At 48.3% G+C, this 12440-nt stretch carries 7 protein-coding genes; 4 read left to right on the plus strand and 3 right to left on the minus strand.

The window, feature by feature from the left end; translation table 11 throughout:
* Positions 1-50: 50 nt before the first annotated feature.
* Together QUB08_RS19675 and QUB08_RS19680 are read right to left on the minus strand one after the other, a co-directional pair.
* Complete coding sequence (locus QUB08_RS19675) at positions 51-203, minus strand: RRXRR domain-containing protein (protein WP_445300937.1); 153 nt, start codon at positions 201-203, stop codon at positions 51-53.
* Positions 204-548: 345 nt separating this feature from the next.
* The gene (locus QUB08_RS19680; protein ID WP_333226318.1) at positions 549-4070 is read right to left on the minus strand and encodes a hypothetical protein; all 3522 of its coding nucleotides are present in this window, start codon (positions 4068-4070) and stop codon (positions 549-551) included.
* A gap of 758 nt (positions 4071-4828) precedes the next feature.
* Here QUB08_RS19680 and QUB08_RS19685 point away from each other — a divergent pair.
* From QUB08_RS19685 to QUB08_RS19700, 4 genes are all read left to right on the plus strand, one after another.
* Positions 4829-6079 (plus strand): transposase, encoded by a 1251-nt coding sequence (locus QUB08_RS19685; protein WP_333226320.1) that lies wholly within the window; start codon positions 4829-4831, stop codon positions 6077-6079.
* 111 nt (positions 6080-6190) lie between these two features.
* The gene (locus QUB08_RS19690; RefSeq protein ID WP_333204646.1) at positions 6191-6433 is read left to right on the plus strand and encodes a hypothetical protein; all 243 of its coding nucleotides are present in this window, start codon (positions 6191-6193) and stop codon (positions 6431-6433) included.
* 563 nt (positions 6434-6996) lie between these two features.
* Positions 6997-10122, plus strand: coding sequence for a phosphoenolpyruvate carboxylase (gene ppc, locus QUB08_RS19695; protein ID WP_333226322.1), 3126 nt, complete (start codon positions 6997-6999; stop codon positions 10120-10122).
* A gap of 138 nt (positions 10123-10260) precedes the next feature.
* On the plus strand, positions 10261-11397 hold the full coding sequence (locus QUB08_RS19700; protein WP_333226323.1) for a phosphodiester glycosidase family protein: 1137 nt from the start codon (positions 10261-10263) through the stop codon (positions 11395-11397).
* Between the two features lie 144 nt (positions 11398-11541).
* Here the strand turns inward: QUB08_RS19700 and QUB08_RS19705 are convergent, their stop codons facing one another.
* Complete coding sequence (locus QUB08_RS19705; protein ID WP_333226325.1) at positions 11542-12099, minus strand: HPP family protein; 558 nt, start codon at positions 12097-12099, stop codon at positions 11542-11544.
* Positions 12100-12440 lie beyond the last annotated feature (341 nt).

A 12440-nucleotide genomic window follows, 5' to 3' on the forward strand; every position in this document is an offset into this window, starting at 1 on the left:
ACGGGACGAAATCCGTTGGGAGAGAAGGCTCTCCACTCAGAACACGTAGCTTAACTACGTCGCGCAATGAGTGTGAAAGGGTAAAGCCTGAAAACTTTACAGTTGCCAACCTTTAACAGTTTGCGTGCCAAAGATGGTTTGCATGGTGTTAGTGGTTTGCGGTTAGCATCTAGAACAAAAACGTAATATGGTTGGATAGACATTGTTGTGTCCCTTCGATTTCTCGTAAAGTTCGCTTTGCCAATGTTATAAGGGCTTTTTACGCTTGCAACACTATTCCAGTGACCTGAGAATTGTTTAATTCCAAACAACAGATCGGAAAACTAGCGTCGCATTTTCCGGTGTTTTGACCCCAACAACGTAGCCAGTTAAGGCTTAGGCGGGTAAGCACGGCTTTAGCTTATTTGCCAAAGCCCCGTGTCTTCAGACCGGGGTTGCTTACTTTCAGTATTTAGCCGCAGGAAAGAATAGTTTTGAGATAGTCGCGCCGCACTCCCAACGTTGGGAGCATTTAACTTCTAAAATAACTCACCACTCAAAAATTATAACTACTGTTTCGCCGGCCAGGGAATCATGGGATCTTGAGCCAACCGCTTAGACACTGCAACAGCACCGTAACGGTTGAGGTGGCTGGGGTCGGAAAAAGATTCTCGCGCCTGGGGCCACAATAAACTCTTATCTAGGAAAATTAGTCCGCTTTGAGCTGCTAATTCTTGCATATATTGCCGGAATTCTTGTTCGTAACCTGTCCGCACTGGGTCTAAATAATCTTCAGTCAGAGGCATATTCACAAACACGAGATTGATGTTGCGAACTTTGGTAAATTCGATCAGATTTTTGAGTGCTAGAGCTTGTTCGCCTACCAATTTAAAATTTTGATAGTCGGAGTCGTAATAACCAGATACTTTCGGGTGCTTCTGAAAGTAAGTTTCGGGATTGAAGCGTATATCGATCGGCAAAAAGCCATTTGGTTGATACTCGCTGACGGGTTTACTCATAGCAGTGGGCTGAACGTTTTCAGTTGTTTGTTCACCCAGGGCTGCAGTTTGGAGGCTGTCGGTTGCAACAGGGGCTGATGAGGGATTAATGATCGATCGCAAAAACCCTTTAAGTCGATCGCGCTTTTTGTAAGTTGCAGAACCCTCAACCAACTTTTGACTAACCAATTGCTGAACATTAGCTTGAGCTTCTCCCAAATTGTTCACCAATTCAGTCGCAGTCGCCACCGGATTGTTGGCGCTTTCCTTCGATGTTTCGGATTCTAATTGATTGGTGCGGATCAGAAAACTACCCCGGCTCAATTGTCTGTAACCTTCCGAAGAAGCGATCGCACTAAAAGTCAAATCCGGCCGCCCGCTGTTGAGAGCCCTCGCCCCGTCAGCCAACACCAGCAATTTCGGCAGTTGTTGCGGCGGCAAAATCCGGCGGATGATCGAATCTACAACTTGGAGAGTAGCTCCATTAACCCCAAAATTGTAAGCCCTCAGCCCCGGATAACCCGAAGCTGCCAAAGCGGTTTCCAAAACCGCCGGATCGATGCCCCGCAGCGCCCTCGAACTACCGACAATTAAAATATCCGGCGGTTTTTTGTGCAGGTGAATGTACTCTTGATAGCGCGCTATCTGATCGTCAAGCTGCTCGCTCCTCAAAGTTGGGAACACCGCAGGAGCGGAAACATCAGCTACAGGAACGCTAGTATTTCCCGGTTTCGTAAACCCAGAGCCATTAAAAGCCTCTTGCCGGTTGGCTTCCGGCGACTGCTGCAACGGAGTTTGAGGCAAATTCACCTCCTCAGCAGCGGGAACGGGGTTCGGGGTTTCCTTCGGAAGTTGGGCTGTAACATCGTCCACAGCCTTGGGGGATGAATTTTGACAATTTGGGCCGCTGCAAACTTCGGAGGCGCTAGGAGCTTGACTGACCGTCGCAGATTGCAGAAATAGACCGAGGAGCCAATCGGTATTGAACGTCAGCAGACAGCCGGCGATCGCCCAAATCACAGCCATGCCGGCGGCGCGATCGGCTCTCACGCCCCCCGGCGCAGCAGCATTCGTGGATAAACCATCGTTGGGAACAAACAAACCCGAAGCGACAAGCGGTTGCACCGCAGCTTGAACTAACTGCTCGCCCAGATTGTATCCGGGGAGTCTGATTTTGAAACGGGGCCGCCAGGAGTTGGGCGTCGGAGCATCGAACACCAAATTGTCGCCCAAACCCGAAAAACTCCCATCCTCCTCCGGCGCAAACTCCGGCACCGGTTCTTTTTCCAACACCGCCACTGGCGAGGGAGCAGGTGCGGGTGCCGTCGCTGATTCCTCGTCAACAGCCGTTCTGAGGTCGATTGCGTAGCGCCACAGAGGCAGTTTCTGGCCGGCGCGCCGTCCGTAGACTCGCACCCCTGCCACTCCCGGAATTTGTAACTGTCGCAAAAATTTGACCACCGGCTGGCCTATCTTCGACTGAGAAGGGCAAGTCAGAGCTTCTGTCATGACGTGCAGCACGTTGGCTTTTTGCAGCACGACAGCCCGAATCCCTCCTGTTTCCAGCTTGCGTCTGAGATTGGGGTTGAGCAACCTGTTCAATAAAAAAGTCAAAGCCAATTGGTCGCCCTCGATCGCCAGCGTTCTAGCGTTCGCAGCCAAGTCGGGGTGGTGGGCTGCTGGCAAGTCTACCCAGTCTATCCACACGGGGGACTCCGGCGCCGCCTGAGAGTCCTTGGCTGGTTCTACGCCGTAGATAGTAGCTGCGCGGATGCCTTGGGGCGCAAAGGAGGCTAACAAAGGGGCGATCGCCTCGGTGGTTTGCTGCTTGTCGGGGTATTCTTGCCGTTTAGACTTTTGTCCTTTTTTGGCAGTTTTGCTGCAAAACAGGTGGAGTGTTGCTTCTTTGAGGGTAGCCCGCACTTCGACTCTCGATGCCGCCAAGTGTTGATTTAGCAGTTTGGCGATCGACTGTACGTCTCCCCACCTGGCCCATTCCTTAAGAATTTTGTCCGGCGAAGTCAAATCCACCCGCAGCAGCCAGTCCGGCTTCGCTTCGCCGCTGACTTGGCTGGCGATCACGGCTTCCCGGAAATCCTCTAGTTGCAGTTTCCGTAGCCTGCCGGCGATGGGTTCGGCCAGCAATGAGGGGTCGGGGCTGTAAGCTGACTCGCACAGCACCAGCAGTCGGCGTTCCTTGGGCTTGATATTTTCCGGCCCATTCACCGGCAGGGTTTCTCGGCTGGTTTTGAGTTCTTTTTCGCGAATGCTTACTTTCACCGAAACTCCCATCGGCCCTAGGATTTCGCTGAGATAGCTGGCGATCGCATCTGGATAGCCCCGGCGCGCCAACGTTTCCGGCGAAACCGTTAATGTTCCATCGCGCTCGCCCTCGCCTGAGTCAGCTTGGGGGGATTGAATCAAAGCCACTGCGCCACGGTTGGCTTTCTGCTGCGGGGGAACGGCGGAACCGACGGCTTCCCGCGTCGCAGCAGCCCCCGTGTCGATCGTCACGGGGGAAGTTTCAAAAGCTTCTGGGTATTCAATGCGGGAGGCGATGGGCAGACTGTCGGCGTCAAAATCCAGTTCTTCCCGTACTTGCGGCGGGTGGGCTGCTGTTTCTACTGGTTTTGGTGTCTGTTTGAGTTTCTGGTTGTCATTCTTAAATTTGCCGAAAAATCCGCCTCTTTTAGGGCTTGCTGGCGGTTCGTCGGGGGAACTCGCTGGCGGGGGCACTTCGGCAACTTTTGGTTCCGGTTGCTGTGGCTGTTGCTGTCGCTTGGGACTGCTGCAATCGAGCCGGACTGTCCAGTCATTTTGTCGGGAACCGATTTTGCGCCCACACAGAAACAACTGGTAAATTTTAGGTCGATCGGGCAGCAGTTGCGTTAAATCAGTGTGTTCGAGGGCGTTGGTAAATCTCGCCGTCACCAATTCTTGAGACGGACACTGCGCTGCTTCGCACAAAATGTGCAGGTGATTTCCGCGCAAACGCGCTTGTACTTGAACTTCGGGAAGCCCTAAAGCTTCCCCGGCCCACTGCGAGGCGCTCGATCGATTGTCTGCCAATATGCTCCCGTTCGCATTCAACATGAAACTCTAAATTTTGCCAAAGCTGGTTTTGTTTTCTAGAAATAGCACAGTTACAGATTTTACAGACAATTATTTGATTTGCCGAGCCTCACCGTTTTGTCTGGTTTAAGCCATGCTGGACTTAGTGTCTTGCCTTGTATCCCCTCGGCTTCGAGTCGTTGGAGAATATTTTTTTGATAATACCTCGACATTTTGGCACAGATAAGTCCAAATTAAGCCAAGCAAGAAGTTATTCGTCATTAGTCATATCGTTTCCGTTTGCATCCGAATAATAATTAAACCTCTCTCATAATTCTTGTGGAACAGGTCTCCTGCCTGTTCAAGACTGGCTTTTCGGGAAATGTCTATTATTTTCTGACTGTAGTGCTGGGGTTTCGCCATGCTCCGCGGAGAGAGTCCCACGAGCGCCTTCGGGGAGTATCCCGATTTTATACAAAGCGTTTTTTCCGAGTGCGAGCTTATGATCTCGCGACAAGATATTTATAGACTTGTCTACGGGGGGACGATCGCTTGCAGGAGATCTTTCGTCGGATGTCACCAAGAAACTGGGTCTGAAGCCCCGTCCTTCTAGGACGGCTTTTCTTTAACTTTGAGGCTCCTGATTAATTCCCTAAGTACATCGGTTTTAGTCCGACCTACAGATTTGCAGTGTTCTTCAAGAATTTTAAATTCAGACTCTTGAATCCGAAAATCTAAACGTTTCTTCATGATTTTATCCGGTGTTTTGCTGTACTATAGTATAATAAGGAGGATGACTCATGTTTGGCTGCCAACAAAACTTAATTCGAGCTGACTCAGAGATTAAGGCGATTCTCGAATATCTGTGTTCTGAGTCTGCAAAACTTTCTAATTGCGGGACTTACTATGCCCGCGAGTTATATTTTAAAACTGGCAAGGTTCCGAACCGCGCTCAGTTGCACAAGGTTCTAGGAACCGAAAATCGAAATCGACACTATCAAGCATTTTACTCTGATACAGCCCAACAAATCCTGACGGGTGTAGCAGAGTCTTTCAAGTCTTTTCTAGGACTAATGAAAGCGTTTAAAAATGGGATAATTATAGACCGCCCGAAGCTGCCGAAATATCGTCAAGGCGGAATGGCTGTGGTGACGTTTACAGGTAGGTCGGTAAAGCTCAAAGACGGAATGTTGAGATTTCCCCTAGGCAGCAAGGTCAATGTGTGGTTTGGTCTAGATGCGTTTTACTTGCCCATGCCATCTAATCTTGATTTCAAGGCTATTCGGGAATATCGCATTCTTCCTCGAAACGGCTGTTTCTACCTAGAGTTTGTCTACAAAACTACTGAAGTCCAATCAGATGTAGATATTGCCAGATGCTTGATGATTGACCACGGCGTAGACAATTGGCTAACTTGTGTGAGCAACGTTGGTACAAGTTTTATAGTTGATGGCAAGCACATAAAGTCTCTCAATCAAGGTTACAACAAGCAAGTTGCATTTTTGATGAAGGGGAAAGCTAACGGGTTTTGGTCTAAAAAACTTGCTAGCGTAACCGAGAGACGAAATCGTCAAATGCGAGATGCCGTCAACAAGGCAGCCAAAAAGGTGATTAATCATTGTTTGAGTCATCAAATAGGAACCGTTGTATTTGGCTGGAACAAAGGACAAAAAAAGTCTGCCAACATGGGAAGCAAAACTAATCAAAAGTTTGTGCAGATTCCTACGGGCAGACTGAAGGATAGAATTTGTCAATTGTGTGAGCAGTACGGCTTAAGATTTCTGGAGACTGAAGAATCGTATTCCTCAAAGGCTTCATTCGTTGATAATGATTTGCTACCTACATTCGGCGAGAAACCCGAAGGGTGGCTTCCATCTGGTAAACGAATTAAGCGTGGCTTGTATCGAACAGCTCAAGGTTGGTTGATCAATGCAGATTGCAACGGTTGTGGCAATATTGGTAGAAAAGTAGCGGTAATGCTTGGACTTGATCTAAGCGGAATCAGTAGGGGCGAATTGTCAGCGCCTTTAAGACATAAATTATGGGCTTAAGAATCCCTGTCGCTTCAGCGCAGGGAGTGTCAAATGATTTGATCTCAGAAGTTATTAGTCAGAAAACAGCGGTCAAGATGATTATTTGCCCTGTAAACTGAGGATTACGGATTGACACAGGAGGAATTTATGCCGTCGGAAAACCAAGACTTGCTCAAAACTCAAACACCTAACAGTCCAAAGTTGCCAGTGCCCTCAGACATTTTATTGAGCTTGGTCGCCTTACCCATGCTGGGCGGGTTGGTGGTGGCTAAAGCTGCTGCTGAGTTTGTTGCGTCGATCGGCGTTGAAAGCGAAGAAGTCTTTCGGGGTTCGCGCCTTCCCGTACTCAACTTTCCTCAATCACAGGATTAGAAAGCCCAAGGAAGGATGCTGCAGCTAGAAGTTAAATTTTGTGACCAGGAATTTCAAAGGTGGTACCCGCCACGTGATTTATCCGTGGAATCAATCCCAAATCTCAAATCGAAAATCCTCAAGAAAGAGCATTTATCTCGCGCAAGTCAATCTCAAATCTCAAATCTCAAATCTCAAATCGATTGACCCTGCCCAAAAACGGATACCAGCCCGCGACAGGAGTCGGGGACAGATAAAAATTTTCGACCCTAGTTCAACTTCCCAGATTCTTCTTTGGAGTAAATCTCAAATTGTTCGACTTGGCGCGACTCAACTCACTTCTGGCCGATCGTCTCACGCCGATCGTCTAAAATCTAAAATCGCAAGTCAAGTGACATAAAAGCTTGACAATAGGTACAATGTGTGGTTAAAAAACTAATCTTTGCTTATAATTTGTACATAAGTGCCTTCTACTTTCTACGTCTCAATAAGTTGTCTCAAATTTGACTGCAAACAAAAGTGTTTTAGGCGAAACTAAACCATACAATTTTCACAGACACCCGCAGCTATTGAGGAACAGCCCGATGAGTTCAGTCCTCCAGTCTTCAGAACAGGCTATTGATGCAACATCTATTTCCCATTCTCCCGCTTACTCAAAATCAGACCTGTTTCTGCGAAATCGCCTCAAAGTTGTAGAGGACTTGTGGGAATCGGTGCTGCGACAGGAGTGCGGACAGGAATTGGTGGATTTGCTCCAACAAATGCGATCGGTCAATTCCGCCGAGGGACAAGCCACTCACTTTCGCGAGTCGAATGTCGTACAGCTAATCGAAAAGCTCGACCTCAACGCCGCCATCCGCGCCGCTAGGGCTTTTGCACTGTATTTTCAGTTGATCAACATTGTCGAACAGCACTACGAACAGCGAGACCAACAGCTAGCTTACGCTAGCAGCAACGATGCTGGTGGTCGGATGTTTTCTAAGCTACCAGGACAAGCAACTGATGCCCCCGATCGCCCCCGCCACCGGGAAGGCCCAGTCCCAGCCCAAATGGCTCCTCGCGGTGCAGACAGCAGCGAGACGATCGCCCGAGATGCCGGCACTTTTCACCAACTGTTCCCCATGCTGCTGCGCTTGAACGTGCCCAGCCAGCAAATTCAGCGGTTGATCGATCAGTTAGACATCCGCTTGGTATTCACCGCTCACCCGACGGAAATTGTTCGCCACACGATCCGCACCAAGCAGCGACGAATGGCGAAGATTCTCCAACAGCTAGACCAAGTTGACGAGAAATTTCAGGCGCTCGGAACTGACTCTCAAAGCCCCTACCCGGTGTCTTGCTGGGAAGCGGCGGCTCTCCAAGAGCAACTGATGGAAGAAATTCGCCTCTGGTGGCGCACTGACGAACTGCACCAGTTCAAGCCGACTGTACTTGACGAAGTGGAATACACTCTCCACTACTTCGAGGAAGTTCTGTTTGATGCTATTCCCGAACTCTACCACCGCCTCAAGCAAGCTCTGCACGCTTCTTATCCTTATCTGAAACCGCCTAGTTACAATTTTTGCAAGTTCGGTTCTTGGGTGGGATCGGACAGGGACGGCAATCCTTCTGTGACTCCGAAAGTTACTTGGCAAACTGCTTGCTATCAGCGCCACTTAGTGCTACAGAAGTACATCAGCGCGGTGAAACGGCTGAACGAACTTTTGAGTTTGTCGCTGCACTGGAGCGACGTGCTGCCGGAATTGCTGGAATCTCTCGATCGCGACAGATCGGAATTCCCGGAGGTTTACGAGCAGTGGGCAATCCGCTACCGCCAAGAACCTTATCGGTTGAAGCTGGCCTACGTGCTGCAGCGGCTGGAAAATACGCGCGATCGTAATTGGCGGCTCTACAAAGGAGACGAGTTGCAGCGGGAACGCGAAGCTTTGTCAGAACATCCCGGAATGACCGGCCTTTATCGATCGGGCGCTGAGTTTTTGACCGAGCTGCAGCTCATCGAGCACAATTTAGTCGAAACAGGTTTGAGCTGTCGGGACTTGGAAAATCTGCTCTGCCAAGTAGAAATTTACGGATTTAATTTGGCTTACCTAGATATCCGCCAAGAGTCAACAGTACACTCCGACGCTTTGAGCGAAATTGCTGAATACTTGCAAATTTTGCCCAAGCCTTACAATCAAATGTCGGAATGCGATCGAATTATTTGGCTCGCAACTGAACTGCAAACTCGCCGCCCTTTAATTCCAGCAGAATTGCCCTTTTCTCCCAAAACTTGCGAGACGATTAATACCTTCCGCATATTGCGGCAAATGCAGCAGGAGTTTGGTCCTGAAATTTGCGAAACTTATGTGATCAGCATGACCCACCATGTCAGCGATTTGCTGGCGGTTTTGCTGTTAGCAAAAGAATCAGGACTGTACGATCCGGCGACAGGAATTAGCAGCATTCAAGTAGTTCCCCTGTTTGAAACGGTGGAAGATTTGAAAAAAGCGCCGGAAGTAATGCAAAAAATATTTGATTTGCCACTTTATCGAGCTTTGCTAACAGGAGGATACGCACAGGAAGTAGCGGAAAACAGCGAAGAAAAGCTGCACTGCTCAATCCAAAATCTTAAATTGCAAGAGGTGATGCTGGGCTATTCCGACAGCAATAAAGATTCTGGTTTCCTCAGCAGCAATTGGGAAATTCACAAAGCTCAAAAAGCTTTGCAAATGGTTGCGGAAAAATACAATGTAGAGTTGCGGATTTTTCACGGTCGAGGCGGTTCTGTAGGGCGCGGCGGCGGGCCTGCTTACAAGGCAATTTTGGCTCAGCCTGGAAAGAGTATTAGCGGGCGAATTAAGATTACCGAACAAGGCGAGGTTTTGGCTTCTAAATATTCTTTGCCGGAGTTGGCGCTTTACAATTTGGAAACTGTGGCGGCGGCGGTAATTCAAGCTAGTTTGCTGCACACTGGTTTTGATGGCATCGACCCTTGGAATGAGATTATGGAGGAGTTGTCGGTGAAATCGCGATCGCACTACCGCCATTTAATCTACGAACAGCCCGATTTAGTCGATTTCTTCCACCAAGTTACCCCGATTCAAGAAATCAGCCAGTTGCAAATTAGTTCTCGCCCAGCCCGTCGGGGTGGCAAAAAAGACATCAGCGGTTTGCGAGCAATTCCGTGGGTGTTTAGCTGGACTCAAAGCCGCTTTTTGCTGCCTTCTTGGTACGGTGTCGGCACAGCTTTGCAAGAGTTTTTGCTAGAGGAACCGGAAGAACACATGAAACTTTTGCAGTATTTCTACTTGAAATGGCCATTTTTTAGAATGGTAATTTCTAAGGTGGAAATGACTTTATCTAAGGTGGATTTGCAGATTGCAGAACACTACGTGCAGGAGTTAGCTTTGCCTGCTGATAAAGAGCGTTTTAAGGCTTTATTTGATCAAATTGCTGCCGAATTTCACTTGATTCGCGATTTGGTTTTAACGATTACCGGACACCAACGTTTGTTGGACGAAGATCCATCGCTGCAGCGATCGGTGCAGTTGCGAAATGCGACGATTGTGCCTTTGGGTTTGTTGCAGGTTTCGCTGCTGAAACGCTTGCGGCAGCACGGTAGTGGCGGGGTTCCGGGGGTGATTCACTCGCGTTATAGTAAGGGTGAATTGTTGCGGGGAGCTCTGCTGACGATTAATGGAATTGCTGCGGGGATGCGGAATACCGGCTAGGCCAAGAGTTTGGAGTTTTGAATTAGTGGTGAGGTGCGCGATGGAGCACCTTGCTACTGGTAATTTCAGAATTCAGGCGATCGCCCATTGTAGTCACAGCTATAGGAAACTGTTCGCTATCCTAGCTGAGATTTTTTTATGTCTAAACGCAAACAGTCTGAAGGTTGTCGCCCGATGCTGCGGCGCACTTTTTTATTTTTAACGGGTATAGCTTTGGCGCGGGTTGCGGCTGACTATTTTGCGATCGCCCAAAACCGAGATAGTTTCTTGACTCTCGCGGGTCAACTCTGGCAAAAGTCACTCGCTTTTTTATCCAGTATACAATCAAATCAAACTCCTCAACCTCTCCCTAGCAATCCCATTGTAAAATCGGAAAAAACCAATCAACCTCTGGCGAGTAATCCTATTGTAAAATCGCCCGAAAATTCTCCTGCTGTGCAGCCGTCTCAACCTCAAATTATCAAACGTTCTGCTAAGCAAGCAAAACCTGTACAAGTCAGCAGCCAAAATGTAGCTGGCGCAAGTTTTTATCTCACAACTATTGACCTCGCAGACCCAGAAATTTATATGACAATTGGGTTAGCTAATAATGCAGATTTTGCAAATACTTCTAAAGTCACGCGGGGCGACGAACCTTTTGAAAATATGGTGTCGCGTTACCGGGCTGCTGTTGTTGCTAACGGGACTTTTTTTGGTAAAGATGAGCAGAAATCTGTGCTGGGAAATATGGTGGCGGCGGGTAAGTTTCTGAAATACAGCCGATGGGAAAATTACGGCACGACTTTGGGAATTAAAGCCGGAAATCAATTGGAAATGGTGACGGCTAGGATTGAAGGTAAGCCGGATTGGAGTCAACATTGGTTTTCTCTGACTTGCGGGCCGAGATTGGTTAAAGCGGGGAAAGTTTGGCTGTCTCCTTTGTCGGAAGGTTTTAAAGATGCTGGTGTTTTGGGCGTGGGTTCGAGAACGGCGATCGGCTTTCCGGCTTCTAGAGATAAGTTATTTTTGGTGACTTTTCTTGATAGTTTGTCTTTGGAAGCAGAAGCTAAAGTTATGCAGAGGATCGGCTGTTTTGAAGCTATGAATTTGGACGGGGGCGCTTCCGTGGGTTTGGCTCATCAAGGGGAGATTTTATTGCCGCCGGGACGGAATTTGACGAATGTCCTAGTGGTTTACGATAAAGAATATCCGGCGCCGGCTCGATTAAAGCAGTCTTGGGAACGCTTTCAAAAGGGTGCTCGACCAACGCCGGACAAATCAGTGTTTTTTGATTGATCTAGCAGAAGGAAGTTCGGCTTCCGTTGCACCCTACGGGATGTAACGGATGTCAGAAAGAAGGAAGAAAAAAGAAGGAATCGAGGGAGCATCCCAATTTTGGGTAGTGCACCCTGGGGAAGGATGAGAGAATTAGAGACAATGCTATAACCAGTGGTTGGGATACGTCCTTTCTGCCGCTAAATTATTAAAGATGACGGCGCACAAGACCAAGATTATTGATCCCTCAAAAGCAGGTGTTAGCAAAAATTTCCAGTCTGGTTGGGTCATCATGACGACTAAGGCAACTGCTCCCGAAGGCGGATGTAGAGTTCTGGTAATCTGCATAATTCCGATCGCACTAGAAACAGCCATTCCCATCGCCCAGGGAGAAGAACCGAGAAAATGCAGAATGATTAAACTGGTGAGAGCAGCTAAGAAATTGCCCCCAATGACATTCCGGGGTTGAGCCAAAGGGCTGTCAGGGACACCAAAGATCAGAACGCTTGTAGCGCCAAACGGAGCCATTAGTAAAGGAGAATTAGTTTTTACAGCAAGATAGGACGTGGCAGTAATTGCCAAAAAACTGCCAATCCAACTCCAAAAAATATGCCGAGGATGAGGTCGGTCTATTGGGCAGCTCAATGGACACGATCGCCATCTCCCAAAGGTTTTAAACCAATAACTTTCCCATTTCAGTTTAATTTTTTTATGGTCAATCATAAATCAGGTTACTTGATAACCAGGTTTCTTAAATTGTCGGAACTAGCCTCCGCTAAAGTTAAGATATCATAACAATTTGTCAAAAAGTAGTTAAAGGCACAGATTTTTTACTTCTATGCCACTCAAGCTGCCGCTAACCACTCGGTTGGAACGGACTAGCAAGTTTGGTCGGTTTGGCAACAGACGTTATCGGCAGTCGCACAACTTCACCGTTACCCATCAGAGTTATTGATGAGGGTAAAGCGAGAGGTTCTTTGTAAGCTGCGATGCCCAGTAAGCATGAATTGAAGGATCGCACCCACACTTAAGTCTCTAGTTCAGAATGCGATCGCCGTTTTCTG

The organism is Microcoleus sp. BR0-C5 (assembly GCF_036705045.1).
In the GTDB taxonomy this organism is placed as follows: Bacteria; Cyanobacteriota; Cyanobacteriia; order Cyanobacteriales; family Microcoleaceae; genus Microcoleus.